General features: G+C 36.5%; 11 protein-coding genes. 4 read left to right on the forward strand and 7 right to left on the reverse strand.

Translation table 11 applies throughout. The features are described 5' to 3' along the window. Nucleotides 1-155: 155 nt before the first annotated feature. Nucleotides 156-1985 carry a cytochrome-c peroxidase gene (locus tag ACLMCG_RS03535; protein WP_413958816.1) on the reverse strand — a complete coding sequence of 610 codons (1830 nt, stop codon included), beginning with the start codon at nucleotides 1983-1985 and terminating at the stop codon, nucleotides 156-158. A 232-nt stretch (nucleotides 1986-2217) separates the two neighbouring features. On the opposite strand from ACLMCG_RS03535, the gene ACLMCG_RS03540 reads away from it, so the two are divergent. Both ACLMCG_RS03540 and ACLMCG_RS03545 read left to right on the forward strand, forming a co-directional pair. After that, entirely contained in the window at nucleotides 2218-2703 is a 486-nt protein-coding gene (locus ACLMCG_RS03540; RefSeq protein ID WP_413958817.1) for a hypothetical protein, read from the forward strand. A gap of 22 nt (nucleotides 2704-2725) precedes the next feature. Continuing rightward, nucleotides 2726-3580, forward strand: coding sequence for a nucleoside phosphorylase (locus tag ACLMCG_RS03545; protein ID WP_309435302.1), 855 nt, complete (start codon nucleotides 2726-2728; stop codon nucleotides 3578-3580). An 803-nt stretch (nucleotides 3581-4383) separates the two neighbouring features. Here ACLMCG_RS03545 and ACLMCG_RS03550 read toward each other — a convergent pair. Beyond that, nucleotides 4384-5145, reverse strand: coding sequence for an NAD-binding protein (locus ACLMCG_RS03550; protein ID WP_413958818.1), 762 nt, complete (start codon nucleotides 5143-5145; stop codon nucleotides 4384-4386). Between the two features lie 113 nt (nucleotides 5146-5258). Then, entirely contained in the window at nucleotides 5259-5816 is a 558-nt protein-coding gene (locus ACLMCG_RS03555) for a DNA-3-methyladenine glycosylase I (protein ID WP_413958819.1), read from the reverse strand. A gap of 139 nt (nucleotides 5817-5955) precedes the next feature. Here ACLMCG_RS03555 and ACLMCG_RS03560 point away from each other — a divergent pair, with 139 nt between their 5' ends. Beyond that, nucleotides 5956-6255: a hypothetical protein gene (locus tag ACLMCG_RS03560; protein WP_047384507.1), complete on the forward strand. Its 300-nt coding sequence runs from the start codon at nucleotides 5956-5958 to the stop codon at nucleotides 6253-6255. Nucleotides 6256-6375: 120 nt separating this feature from the next. Further along, complete coding sequence (locus ACLMCG_RS03565) at nucleotides 6376-7185, forward strand: enoyl-ACP reductase (protein ID WP_116011849.1); 810 nt, start codon at nucleotides 6376-6378, stop codon at nucleotides 7183-7185. Between the two features lie 174 nt (nucleotides 7186-7359). Here the strand turns inward: ACLMCG_RS03565 and ACLMCG_RS03570 are convergent, their stop codons facing one another. The 4 genes from ACLMCG_RS03570 to ACLMCG_RS03585 form a co-directional block, all read right to left on the reverse strand. After that, nucleotides 7360-8799 (reverse strand): glycoside hydrolase family 30 protein, encoded by a 1440-nt coding sequence (locus tag ACLMCG_RS03570; protein WP_309435298.1) that lies wholly within the window; start codon nucleotides 8797-8799, stop codon nucleotides 7360-7362. Nucleotides 8800-8835: 36 nt separating this feature from the next. After that, nucleotides 8836-9645 (reverse strand): family 16 glycosylhydrolase, encoded by an 810-nt coding sequence (locus tag ACLMCG_RS03575; protein ID WP_413958820.1) that lies wholly within the window; start codon nucleotides 9643-9645, stop codon nucleotides 8836-8838. Between the two features lie 85 nt (nucleotides 9646-9730). Further along, nucleotides 9731-11953: a beta-glucosidase BglX gene (bglX, locus tag ACLMCG_RS03580; protein ID WP_413958821.1), complete on the reverse strand. Its 2223-nt coding sequence runs from the start codon at nucleotides 11951-11953 to the stop codon at nucleotides 9731-9733. A 9-nt stretch (nucleotides 11954-11962) separates the two neighbouring features. Next, nucleotides 11963-13387, reverse strand: a complete 1425-nt coding sequence (locus tag ACLMCG_RS03585) for a glycoside hydrolase family 30 protein (protein WP_413958822.1) — start codon at nucleotides 13385-13387, stop codon at nucleotides 11963-11965. Nucleotides 13388-13389: the final 2 nt, after the last annotated feature.

The raw sequence follows: 13389 nt of genomic DNA on the forward strand, positions 1-13389 counted from the left end.
TTCGGGATGTGGGTGCAAATACAGAAATTCAGGGATGAAATAAGTTGAGCAGCTGATGTGTTTTCTTGCGTATCTTCAATTATAACACATTATAACCCGAACCTCGTACCCCGAACCGCATTTCAAAACCCCGAATCTCGAATCCCGCACCCCGCCTATTTCGCTTTATTCACATCTGTAAGGGAATTCAGAAAGGCTATAATCTGTTTTATTTCTGTTTCGGTAAGATTTAATTTATCCGGTGCAAGGGTTTGGTTTTTCATTTTTAATCCTAATCCTTCTCCGCCTCCTTCATTATAAAAGTCAAGAACTTCTTCTAATGTATTAAAAGCTCCGTTATGGAAATACGGTTTGGTAAGAGCAATATTTCTAACGGTTACTGTTTTAAAAGAATAATCATAAATCCATGATTTTTCCTTTTTTACAGGACTGTTTCCTCTTCCAAGATCCTGATCAAGCTCTACAGGAAGCTGTTTGATCGGTCTGGTAGTTATTCCAAGGACTTCAGATTCATTTTCATTAAAAAACGGCGGTACCAATCCGGAAAATGTGGGTGTAAAGTGACAGGTTGCACAATTGGCTTTTCCCATAAACAGGTTGAATCCTTTTTTCACATCTTCAGAAACATTTTTTTCATTCCTCATAAAACGATCGAAATCGCTGTCAAAGGAATACAATGAAGCCACATAAGAACTTAATGCTTTTGAAAAATTTTCTTTGGTGATCTTTCCATCCTTAAAAGCTGCACGGAAAGCCTTTTTATATTCAGGTTTTGTTTTTAATTTCTGAACAATACTTTCATAGCTTGTATTGAATTCTTGTTCATTATAAATGACGTGTTCTGCCTGCTGTTCAAGATAAAAAGCACGAAGGTCATAGAAAAATCTCTTGGCAAAAACAGCATTATATAAAGATGGAGAATTTCTCAGTACTGTTTTTCCTTCTACATTGCTTTGTGATTTTGCCTTAAGGTCTGTAAAAGCATTTTCCTGAAGATGACAGGTGGCACAGCTCATCTTTGCGTTACCGCTTAAGTTCCGGTCATAGAAAATTGATTTTCCAAGATTACGGAGTTCAGAATTATCTTCTGAGGATTTCAATAAGGTATAAAAATACGGATCTAAAAAATCACTGCTGAAAAAGTTCTTATTTCCGACATTCCAACCAGAGAATTCTTTAAGATCATCAGGCCTTCCATCCCATTTTCCCAACTCTTCGTATAAAGGCTGTATGTATTTTTTGTAAAACTCAATTCTGTCAAAAGTTTCAAAATCAGTATTTTTTGAAAGGTAATTAATTGCGTCTGTTAAAGTCTGATTGGCTTTCTGCGTATTATAATTTTTAAAATAAGGATCATCATTAATATATTTCTGCATCCCTGAAAAAGCATGGCTGGCTTCTTCGGAAACATTCAAAGAACCTGGAGTATCAAAACCTGTCACTCCAAGAGAATAGATTCTGATCAGCTCAATACGCAAAGGTAATGTCTTATTATTTCCTTTGCTCAAACCATTTTTCAAAGCACTTAAATAAAACCCGGAATAGCTGTTGTATAAAAAAGTAGTAATAGTTTTGATCTTTTCTTTTTCATTTCCTGCTTCATCTGAAAATATTAATTCATCCAGCACCTGCAATCCTTCAGGAGGAAGTGTATAAGCAGATGTTCCAGCGGCTTCAATATGAAACAATGGGGCTGCATTCAGATGGGTTTTGGTGAATTCAGGATAATGATACGCCACATAAAATTCTATTTCTTTGAATGCATTTCTGGTACTGCTCAGTGATTTCTGTAATTCTTCAAGGGAAATTTGGTCTTCTGAGAACTTATCAACATCTGATTTCAGCTGTTCAAGCTTAGTTTTGAAGTTGGACAACCCTTTATTGACAAATGTATTTTCACTTTCTTTTCCTTTATAAACAGGATTAAAAGACATTACTGCAAATCCTATCAGAAGGACGATTACAAGCAGTGGATAAAATCTCATGAATTTTTAGCGGCAAAAGTATTGATCTGATGTTATCTCAGTTTTAATAACAGATTAAATAATGTTTATATTTCTGATATCATATTTTTCACTAATTTTAAACCCCGAAATCAAATTCATTATTCTAAAGGAAACGGTTATTCGAAATACCGGTAAAAATAATGGCGGGAGATTATTGGGCGAGGATTTTTTTAAATTGAATTCAACACATCAAAAAAACTAAAATAGTATTATGAAAACAAAACTATGGTTTGCTGTTGCAGCAAGTTTCCTTTCTCTGACTGCATTTTCACAGAAGAAAAAGCAAGTGGAAAACCAGCCCGTAAAGCCACAGGAAATGGCTGTCTATGCAGAGAAAAAAGGTTCTGATTATTATCTGGTGCGCCTTGAAAAGGATAAAAACATCCCCAATGTTTATGTATATTCCAACGGTGTTACCAAGCCTTATAAAAATTATTCTGATTTGAAAGATATTGTAGCAGAATTCCCGGGAATGATAACTTCCAACAATTCCACAAAGGAAGAGTTGATTTCTATTCTTAAAAAAGATGACCATTTCTACGAAATCACGTCACAGAGGAAAGATCCTAAAAATATTGAAAAAACTGTCATTACTGTGTATGAGGTAATGAACGGCCAGAAAAGAATTGTAGAAGAATACAATGATATCTATGAAGTTATGGCATCTCCTTATAAAGAAGCCATTATGATTAATTAAAAAAACAAAAAATATACATATTATGCTAAACAAACTTGCTGCCTCAGAACTTGTTCTGAATGAAGACGGAAGTGTATACCACCTGAATCTTTTACCTGAAGATATTGCTGACAAAATCATCCTTGTGGGTGATCCTGACAGAGTGGCAAAAGTTTCAAAATACTTTGATACTGTAGAAATTAAAAAAAATAAAAGAGAATTTTACACGCATACAGGAACGCTTCGTGGAGAAAGAATTACTGTAATGTCTACGGGTATCGGAACTGAAAACATCGATATCGTAATGAACGAACTGGATGCTTTAGTGAACATCGATCTTAAAAATAAAGAGTTTAAGACTGAACATAAAGCTCTTGAGTTATTCCGTATGGGAACTTGTGGAAGCGTAAACCCGGATGTACAGGTTGATAATATGCTGGTTACCCAAAATGTAGTAGGATTAGACGGATTGATGCATTTCTATCAGGATTATGACTTTGAAAATGAGTTTTCCAAAAACTTCTTAGAAAAATTCCCTTACGAAAGAATCAAGCCGATGCTTTATTTCTCAGACTGGGCGGAAGAAATGGGAGAATATTACAAAGATGCCAAATACCACGGGAATACGGCAACATTCCCAGGGTTCTATGCTCCACAGGGAAGACAGCTTCGTCTAAAGGCAGTAGATGACAAATTCTTAGAAACATTGAACGACCTTGGAATTACTAATTTTGAGATGGAAACCTCTGCAATCTATGCACTTTCAAAATTATTAGGACACAAAGCAATTACTGTAAACAATGTTATTGCCAACAGAAGACGCGGTGAATTCTCTGCAGACCACCATGCTTCTGAGAAAAACCTTATTGATTGGGTATTGGAAAGAATTATTAAATAATTATTTTATTGATATAATACAAAACCTCCGGAAGTTGTTTCCGGAGGTTTTTTTATAATTTTTAGCTAAAGCCAATTGAATTTTCATCTGTTAAAAAACGGACTCCCTTCGTCTACGCTCAGGATATTAACCCGTTCCTATTGAATTTTGCTGAATTTTGATTCTTCCACGATGAGTAGAACTCACCACTCACTTTGTCATTCCGTAGGAATCTAAATACAAGACTTTAAAAAGCAGCGTAGAGATTCCTTCGGAATGACAAAGGTGTCAATAGAATTTTGTATGGAAAAATGGATTAAAAACTGATGATAAAAATTACAAATGAAAAATTCCTGGATCAGGATACTGAATTTATTTTAACAGGCTAAAGCCATTCTCATTGAATTTTGCCGAATTTCGATCCTTTCACGATAAATAAAGCTCACCACTTATCCTGTCATTCCGCAGGAATCTAAATACAAGACTTTAAAAAACAGCGTAGAGATTCCTGCGGAATGACAGAGTTGTCAATAGAAATTTCGTAAGCAAAAATGGATGAAAAATGATGATCAATATTACAAATGAAAAATCCCTGGATCAGGATACTGAATTATTCTAACAGGCTAAAGCCATTCCCATTGAATTTTGCTGAATTTTGATTCTTACACGATGAATAAAACTACCCATCCGGTTTGTCATTCCGTAGGAATCTCTATGTTATTTTTAAAAAACTGTATTTAGATTCCTACGGAATGACAAAGGGTATCATAAGAATTGAGTATGCATAAATGGGTGGAAGATCAAATCCAATCAAATCAAATTAATTACAAATGAAAAGTCCTAGGATCAGGATATTGAAATGTATAATCCAGTTCTGAAGCCAGCTTTGAAGATAAAACCTTCTTTCCTTTTACTTCAAAAACTTCCTCGTCAGGGATATTTTTCTGTGCGTTAATCACCTGGCTTTTTGCCGGATGAATCGGGGCCGTAACATTATAAAGTTTTGCTTCTGTTTTACTTTCAATCATTTGTGTGATAATGGCACTGATATCAGCATAGTGAATATGATTCACGGCATGATCAAGATTGCCGACATTATAATTTTTCAAAAGCCTGTTGTCTCCCATCAAGCCTCCTAATCTAAGAATATTGAGCTGAGGATATCTATTTCTCAACATTCTTTCTCCCGATACATTCTCCAATGGAACATCTTCTTCTGTAAAATCTTTTGGAAGATCCGGATAAACTCCTGTGGAACTCATCAGAAATATCTGGCCTTTAAAATCTCCGATAAATGCTGATAAATTTTGAATTCTGTTATATAAAGAACTTACACAACAGCTTTTTTCAGAAACCGGAATGGTAATAATTAAAACATCAATATTTTTAATTTCCTCCCATTGAGAAAGAGATTCTGTCAGCTGATAGTCCGGAAAAGAAGCTAGTACTACATGAATTCCTTTGCTGTTAAGATCATTTACTTTATTATCTGTTGTTGTCGTTGCAGATATTGTATATTTTCCGGATAAAGAAGATGCAATTTTTTCTCCCAGCCAGCCATAACCTATAATTCCTATTTTCTTCATATTTCAACAGAAGTTTTCATTTTTAATGATACAAAAATATCAATAAGTTATGAAACAAAGTATTCATAAGCCTTTCAAGATTTAAAACATTACTAGAATTTGAATACCTATAATTATTTTCTGGTAAAGCAATCTTTTATGTGGTCATTTACCATTCCGGTAGCTTGCATATGGGCATAAATTACTGTAGAACCCACGAATTTAAATCCTCTTTTTTTAAGTTCTTTGGAAATAAGATCTGAAATTTCTGTTGTGGCAGGAACATCAGCTAAAGTCTGAGGACTGTTATCAATGGGTTTTCCGCCTGTAAAGTTCCAGATATAATCAGAAAAACTCCCGAATTCTTTCTGAATTTCCATGAATTGCTGAGCATTGGTAACAGCTGCCAGAATTTTAATCCTGTTTCTGATAATTCCCGGGTTGTTCATTAATTCTTCGATCTTCTTCTCCGAATAAGTTGCTACTTTTTTATAATCAAAATGATCAAAAGCTTTCCTGAAATTCTCTCTTTTAGACAAAATAGTATACCAGCTCAGTCCGGCCTGAAAGCTTTCAAGAATAAGGAATTCAAATATTGTTTCATCATCATACACGGGTCTTCCCCACTCTTCGTCATGATACTTTCTGTAGAGATCATCTTTTTCGCACCATCCACACCGTACTTTTTCCATAATTATCAAATTTTATCTACTAAAGATACTGCTGATTTGGAAAAATATAACAAAAGATTATGAAAAGTTTAACAAAGGCGTTCTATTTTAGGAATAGTTATTGTTTAATTACTGATACCAAACTAAAATTTATACTATTATGAACAATTCAGAGTACAACAAAGCGGAAAATGCAGTAAACAATGTAGAAAATTCTTTACAGAATGCAACGGACAAAGCCAAATGGAAAATCAATGAATTGGCAGATAAGGCTAAAGATTATATTAATGAGAAAAGAGATAATGATCAGGAAGCCAGCCAGGAAGACTGGCTCGACAGGGTAAAAGCTAATGTATCCGATGCCTGGGAGGATATCAAAGATAAAGCAGATGAGGCATGGGAAAAAACCAAAGATGCGGCAGAGGATGTAAAAGCAGAATGGAATAAGAAAACCAATTAGTATTTCAGTCATATAAATATTTTCAATAAAATGGAGTCTTAAATTGATAAGGCTCCATTTTTTATTATGTCATAACCACAATTATTGCTACATTTGTATTATAATAAACATTAAAAAATTATGTCATACGGTTTACTTAAAGGCAAAAAGGGAATTATTTTTGGAGCCCTTAATGAACAATCTATCGCATGGAAAGTTGCTGAAAGATGCCATGAGGAAGGTGCTGAATTTATCTTATCCAATGCTCCTATTGCTTTGAGAATGGGGGAACTTAATGGATTAGCAGAAAAAACAGGTTCTGAAGTAATAGCAGCAGATGCTACTTCTATAGAAGATCTTGAAAAACTTTTTGATGCCGCTGTTGCAAAATTTGGAAAAATCGACTTTATCCTTCACTCTATCGGAATGTCTATCAACGTAAGAAAAGGAAAACATTATACAGAAATGAACTACGACTGGTTGGAAAAAGGTTGGGATATCTCCGCTGTTTCTTTCCATAAAGTAATGCGTGTAGCTTGGGAAAAAGACTGTATGAACGAATGGGGAAGCATCCTGGCGCTTACTTATATTGCTGCTCAAAGAACATTCCCAGATTATAATGATATGTCTGATAACAAAGCTTATCTTGAAAGCATTGCAAGAACTTTCGGAAACTATTGGGGTGAAAGAAAAGTACGTGTAAATACAGTTTCTCAGTCTCCAACAATGACTACTGCCGGTAGCGGTGTGAAAGGTTTCGGAGGATTCCTTGGATATGCAGAAGATATGTCTCCACTAGGAAATGCTACCGCTCTTGAATGTGCAGACTATTGCGTTACCCTTTTCTCTGATCTTACGAAGAAAGTAACGATGCAGAACCTTTTCCATGATGGTGGTTTCAGCAGCTCAGGAGTTACTCAGAAAGTGATCAGCAAATATGATGTTGAATAATCATTCATTAAAAAAATAACGGACAAAGTTCCGTTCAAAATAAATAAAACCCATGAAAAACTTCATGGGTTTTCTGTTTTTATAATCCTGAAACTCATCATTCACAAATAAAACCCGGCGGCCTCTTTGAGGCCGCCGGGTCTGTCAAAAATAATATTAATATGTAATATGAAACTATAAAATTACAGTCTGTATAGAGTGTGCAGGAGCATTCAGCTTGGCAGCCATTCCTTCTATCCATAGATTCGTTTCAATATCATTGTCTGAATCGTTCATAATAACAGTTACCAACTGTCCGTTTTCATTCATAAAAGCAGAAGATGTAAGTGCGGCTCTGTTGGATGAGCTGCCGATTCTCTGAGCATTTGGCTTGATATATTTTGAAACGTGGCCTATATAATAGTATTCATAGGTATAGAACACCTCTCCTGTTTTGGTATCTGCAATAATCGGGGCAAAGCAGAAGTTTCCTTTATGGTTAGGTCCTCCGGTTTCATCCAATAGAATATTCCAGTCGGTCCATAATGCATTTCCCTTGTTGAAATCGTTCAGCATATTTTTGCTGTAAAGCTCACCCAGGCTCACATCATAGATCTTATCCATACTGAACTGTTCTTTACATCCTTCAGTAAATGCCAGAAATTTATCCGGAAAAGCTCTATGCGTTTCTGCTAAATTGTCAAAAAGCTGGGTTTTATTGTTCCATGTTTCATACCAGTGATACCCGATACCGCTGGCGTATTTTGAAGTTTCAGGATCGCTTAATGTAGTGGTTGCTCTTTGATAGATAAGGTCTCTGTTATGATCCCAGATCATTACTTTTTTATCTTTATATCCGTTTTTCCAAAGGGTGGGTCCAAGGTTCTTCTTCAGGAATTCTCCTTCTTCTTCAGCGGTGTAGATGCATGATTCCCAGCTTTGGGTAGCCATTGGCTCGTTTTGAACGGTTAATCCCCAGATATTAATTCCTCTCTTTTCGTATTCTTTGATGAATTTGATATAGTAATCTGCCCATGTCTGATAGTACTCATTTTCCAATCTTCCTCCTTTGTACAAACTTTTGTTTGATTTCATCCAGGCAGGCGGGCTCCACGGAGAGAAATAGAAGGTAAAATTATTCCCGATCGCTTTCTGAGCTTCTTTGATCATCGGAATTTTATACTTCTCATCATGAGCAACATTGAACGTTTTCAGGGAAGTGTCATTATCTTCTACATACGTGTAAGAATCGCTGGAGAAGTCACAGGAGTTCATATTGGTACGAACAACAGTGTAACCCAATCCGTTTTTTCCAAAATAAGCATCCAGAATTTCCTTCTGCTTGTTCTTTGGCATTTTATAAAAAGTTTCTGCTGATGCATCTGTGATGGCACCGCCAATTCCTATCAGTTTCTGATATTTAAAGTTGGGAGCTACAAAAATACAGGCTTCCGTTTCTTTGGGCTGACCAAATTGTTCAAATTTAACGGCTCCTTTATCCGCCATCTTCTCATCCGCTTTCGAATTGGTAAGGATCACCTTAGCTGTTTTTCCTGCATTCTTTTTCCAATAATTCTGAGCATTGACATTGATGACAACGCCTACTACAAAACAACTTACAATTAGTTTTCTCATGATTTTTTTATTTTGGACAATTGTGTCCCCTATTCATTATTTATTCTGGTAGACTCTTACGTAGTCTATATAATATTTCTGTGGAAAAATAGAATCGTCAATTCCTTTTTGTCCTCCCCACATTCCACCTACAGCGAGGTTTAAAATGATAAAGTAAGGTCTGTCAAAGGGCCATGCTTCATTACTTTTCTCTTTATTCACATAGGTGAAAAATTTTTGATCATCGATATACACCTCTATCTTTTCCGGTGTCCAGTCTGCTTTATACACATGAAACTTCTCGCTGGCATCTTTTACAAACAGTGTATCTGTTTTCTGTGTTCCCTGGATGTGATTGTATTTTTTTGTATGAACGGAAGCATGTATAAATCCCTGGTTATAACCAACATGTTCCATAATATCCAGTTCACCGTCATCCGGCCATTTCTTCATATTTTCACTCATCATCCATATTGCCGGCCAGGTTCCACGGCCTTTGGGAAGTTTTGCTCTGACTTCTACTGTTCCATATTGAAAAGCGAATTTCCCTTTGGTTAAAAGCCTTGCGGAAGTATATTTATTGTTTTCCCAATTTTCTTTTCTAGCCTCAATGATCAGATTTCCTTTTTCCATTCTGGCATTCTCAAGCCTGTTTTTGGTATAAAACTGAGCTTCCTCATTTCCAAAACCACCACCTCCTACATCATAATTCCATTTTAATGAATCCGGAAGACCTTTACCATTAAATTCATCATTCCAAATCATGGTTCTGTGAGAATCAGGTTTATGGGAAGCGCAATTCAAAATAGAAAAGAAGAAAGCTCCTGCTGCACATATTTTGATGATATTTTTAGCTTTGAAATTCATGTGTATTAAGTTTTAAGTTTTGGCTAAAGCCATTTTTCTGACGTTTCAATGAGCGGGTTAAAACCCGCTCCTATTGAATTGAATTTTATTTCGTCCAGTTAATTCTTTTGGTCTGCACATTTTGAGAATTGGTTCCAATCATAATATCGAATTCTCCTCCTTCCCAGTCAAAATTCAGATTATCATCAAAAAACTTCAGATCTTCCGGGGTAAGCTTGAACTCTACCTTTTTATTTTCTCCTTTTTTGATGAATATTTTCTGGAAGCCTTTCAACTCTTTTACCGGTCTTACTACTTTTCCGAAAAGATCTCTGATATAAAGCTGAACGACCTCTTCTCCATCATATTTTCCTGTATTGGAAACGGTAACACCGATATTCAGACTCTGATTTCCTGTAAGACTTGTTGAACTTAATACCATATCGGAATATTTGAAATCGGTATAGCTTAAACCATATCCAAACGGATATTTCGGGTCATTATCCAGGTCTATATAGGCTGAAACATAGTTTCTGTCCGTATTATTTTTTGCTGGTCTTCCTGTATTATAGTGATTGTAATATACAGGAATCTGGCCCTCTGTTCTCGGGAAACTCATCGGAAGCTTTCCTCCGGGATTCACGGTACCAAACAGAACATCCGCAATAGAGTTTCCTGCTTCGGTTCCCAACCACCATGTGTATACAATTGTTGGAATATTATCTGATGCCCAGTTGAAAATCAAAGGTCTTCCTGCATTCACCATCAGAATGATTGGCTTTCCTGTTTTGGCAATTTCTTTCAGTAAATCTTCCTGAACTCCTGTAAATCCGATAACACTTCGGCTTTTTGCTTCTCCACTCATCGCATGGCCTTCTCCCAGCGTCATAATCACCACATCTGCTTTTTTTGCCGTTTCTATGGCTTCTGCAAACTGGGTTTTATCCTGATCATCTACATTACAGCCTTTTGCATAGAGTAAAGTAGAATTTTTATCCAGTTGATTTTTAATTCCGTCAAATTGTGAAACGATTCTTTGATTGTCATCTTTAAACGCAACAGACCAGAAGCCGTGATTAGCTACAGTTTCTTTACCGAAAGGACCTATCAACGCTACCGTTTTTGTAGTTTTTGAAAGGGGAAGAATATTTCCCTGGTTTTTAAGAAGAACAATACTTTTTGAACCAAACTCTCTTCCGAATTTTCTGTTCTCCTGATTATTAGTCTGTTCTTTTTGTCTTTTTTCGTTACTGAACCTATAAGGATCATCAAAAAGACCCATCTCGAATTTCTTGGTTAAAATTCTTCCCGCTGCATCATCTACCAGTTTCGGATCTACCTTTCCTTCCTTGACCAATTTTGGAAGTTCTGCCATGTAGACACGGCTTTCCATATCCATATCGCTTCCGCCCTGTATTGCTCTTTCCGCCGCTTCATTAGCATCTTTGGCATAACCATGAGGAACCATTTCCCCGATGCTTCCCCAGTCTGAAACCACAAAACCTTTATAGTTCCATTTTCCTTTTAACAGATCTCTCTGAATATATTTGTTGGCCGTTGCCGGAATTCCGTTGATATCATTGAATGAGTTCATAAAAGTGGCTACTCCTGCTTCAGCAGCAGCTTTGAACGGAGGAAGGTATGTTTCATTGAGTTGTCTGAGACTCATATCTACAGAATTGTAATCTCTTCCACCTACCGCTGCTCCATATGCCGCGAAATGTTTTGCACAGGCCATCACCGCATCAAGACTTCCCAAACCTCTGCCTTGAAATCCTTTAATCCTTGCCAATCCTATTTTTGTTCCCAGGTAAGTATCTTCCCCGGAACCTTCCATCACTCTTCCCCATCTGGGATCTCTGGCGATATCTACCATTGGCGCAAACGTCCAGTGAATACCATAAGCAGCGGCTTCTGTTGCAGCGATTCTTTCCGATTTTTCTATCATCCCAAGATCCCAGCTTGCTGCCTGGCCCAGATTTACAGGAAATGTGGTACGGTATCCGTGAATAACGTCCTGCCCGAACAGCAAAGGAATTTTCAGCCTCGACTGCATCGCCAGTTTCTGAAATGATCTGGTTTCTTCTGATCCTGCCACATTCAGCATGGAACCTACTTTACCTTTTTTAATTTCTTCTAAAACGGCTGCCGAATTAGATTTCTGAGGTCCTGTAGCATATTCAAACCCACTGTACTGGACCATCTGTCCTACTTTTTCCTCAAGGGTCATTTTAGACAGCAATTCTGCTACCTTCTGATCAATTGTTTTCTGTCCGTAAGCATTCAATCCCAATGCGGAAAATGCCAGTAAGAAATAAACTCTTTTCATAGTATCAAATTAAAAAATATAGGTTGCTGTAGAACGTCCTGAAATTGTTACAGCAGCGGTTTTCCCGGCAAATTTAATATTAAAATTCTCATCTGAAGGGTTATCGTTCTGCACAATTAAAACTATTTTCCCAAATTGAGTCATAAAGGCGGCAGTGGAAAGTTTATCAGTCTGTGTGGAAACGATACGCTGAGCACCAGCCGGAACAAATTTCGAAGCGTGTGCAATAATATAATAGGAAACATTTCTGGTGAAATTTTCACTGTCAGACACAGTAATCGCTCCTTTACATTCTGTGCATCCTCCATCTGTATGCGGAGCATATTTCGGATCATTGGCAAGATTCCATTCAAGCGCAATTTTACTCCAGTTTCTCATAGATCCGATGATGACATTTTTTGTATGCCAGTTTAAATCTTCGGTAAAGGTTCCTTTCGACCCGGTCCATTGTTCGGTAAAGTATAAATTCTTATCCGGAAAAGCATCATGTACCGTACTTAGTGCTGAAATATCCCCTTCATATAAGTGAAAAGCAGATCCATCAATATACGGATTGGCTTCGGAATCTTTTAGAATATCAATGGCATATTCAGGTTTGTTACAATTGTGATCATAGACAACAATTTTAGTGGTAATTCCATTTGTTTTAAAAACCGGACCTAAATGATTTTTGATAAAATTTCCCTGCTGTTCAGAAGGCATGTATAGACTAGGATTATTTCCCGGATGTAAAGGTTCATTCTGAGGGGTTACAGCATCAATGGTAATGCCTTCTTTTTTCATTCCCTGAATGTATTTTACAAAATATTGAGCATATGTTCCATAGAATTCAGTTTTCAAGCTTCCTCCTTTTGACTGGCCATTGTCTTTCATCCAAACAGGTGGTGACCATGGTGCTGCAATGATTTTAACAGAAGGGTTGATTGCTAAAATTTCTTTTAACATAGCAATCAGATTTTTATCTTTTGCCAGACTGAATTTTGAAAGAGAAGGATCAGTCTGTCCTTCCAGCAAATCATCGTATGAAAATACTTCACCATCAAGATCGGAAGCTCCTATACTTAATCTTAAATAACTGATAGAAATTGAGTTTTTGCCATTTCCAAAAAGCTCACTAAGCAGTGCCTTTCTTTTGGAAGGCGACAATCTGTTGATTACCTCAACACTTCCTCCTGTTAATGTATATCCAAAGCCATCAATATATTGAAACTTTTGAGAATCGTCAATTTCAATATTCTGAAAGCTGTTGGTGTTATTTGCAAATTTAACAGAGGTTTGCTGTTGTAATTTTACACTTCCATCACCTTTTGTAAGCCAGTACTGAACTTCATTTCCTTTGTTGGAAGCAACTGATGTACACGACAAAGAAAAAAGGGCCACACCACTAAGTAGTGCGGCACCTCTAAAGAAACTATATAAGTTGTGAAACTTCATGT

Origin of the sequence: Chryseobacterium sp. S90, from assembly GCF_047444895.1 — a bacterium.
Lineage (GTDB): Bacteria > Bacteroidota > Bacteroidia > Flavobacteriales > Weeksellaceae > Chryseobacterium.

Coding starts and splice junctions, on each gene's coding strand:
- ACLMCG_RS03535 (WP_413958816.1), bottom strand. CDS start 1,985: ATGAGATTTTATCCACTGCTTGTAATCGTCCTTCTGATAGGATTTGCA.
- ACLMCG_RS03540 (WP_413958817.1), top strand. CDS start 2,218: ATGAAAACAAAACTATGGTTTGCTGTTGCAGCAAGTTTCCTTTCTCTG.
- ACLMCG_RS03545 (WP_309435302.1), top strand. CDS start 2,726: ATGCTAAACAAACTTGCTGCCTCAGAACTTGTTCTGAATGAAGACGGA.
- ACLMCG_RS03550 (WP_413958818.1), bottom strand. CDS start 5,145: ATGAAGAAAATAGGAATTATAGGTTATGGCTGGCTGGGAGAAAAAATT.
- ACLMCG_RS03555 (WP_413958819.1), bottom strand. CDS start 5,816: ATGGAAAAAGTACGGTGTGGATGGTGCGAAAAAGATGATCTCTACAGA.
- ACLMCG_RS03560 (WP_047384507.1), top strand. CDS start 5,956: ATGAACAATTCAGAGTACAACAAAGCGGAAAATGCAGTAAACAATGTA.
- ACLMCG_RS03565 (WP_116011849.1), top strand. CDS start 6,376: ATGTCATACGGTTTACTTAAAGGCAAAAAGGGAATTATTTTTGGAGCC.
- ACLMCG_RS03570 (WP_309435298.1), bottom strand. CDS start 8,799: ATGAGAAAACTAATTGTAAGTTGTTTTGTAGTAGGCGTTGTCATCAAT.
- ACLMCG_RS03575 (WP_413958820.1), bottom strand. CDS start 9,645: ATGAATTTCAAAGCTAAAAATATCATCAAAATATGTGCAGCAGGAGCT.
- bglX (WP_413958821.1), bottom strand. CDS start 11,953: ATGAAAAGAGTTTATTTCTTACTGGCATTTTCCGCATTGGGATTGAAT.
- ACLMCG_RS03585 (WP_413958822.1), bottom strand. CDS start 13,387: ATGAAGTTTCACAACTTATATAGTTTCTTTAGAGGTGCCGCACTACTT.